This is a genomic window from Flavihumibacter fluminis, assembly GCF_021491375.1.
GTDB classification, from domain to species: Bacteria; Bacteroidota; Bacteroidia; order Chitinophagales; family Chitinophagaceae; genus Flavihumibacter; species Flavihumibacter fluminis.
The window spans coordinates 1-282 of record NZ_JAKEVY010000036.1 but is presented as its reverse complement, the minus strand read 5'-3'; the positions used below and the strand labels follow the sequence as shown (position 1 = coordinate 282).

The 282-nt window shown below is 56.7% G+C and carries 1 pseudogene; it reads left to right on the top strand.

What is annotated here, in order from left to right:
- Positions 1-154, top strand: a pseudogene (locus L0U88_RS20795) (30S ribosomal protein S12); the annotation flags it as partial.
- Between the last annotated feature and the right edge of the window lie 128 nt (positions 155-282).

The following is a 282-nucleotide window of genomic DNA, read 5'->3' as shown; positions in this document are numbered from 1 at the left end:
GTTACAGGAACACTCCGTGGTGTTGGTGCGCGGCGGGCGTGTTAAAGACTTGCCCGGCGTCCGCTATCATATCGTGCGCGGATCGCTCGATACGACCGGCGTTGCCAGCCGCAAGCAAGGGCGTTCAAAGTACGGAGCAAAGCGTCCCAAGTAGGGACGTCCCTGCGGGTGTCTTTTTGCGCGGCACAGGATAAGGGCGAGCCTTATTCCTACGCCGATGTCCCGCGGATTAATAAATAGATGGAGTAACGTAATATGCGAAGAGCAAAACCTGAGAGACGG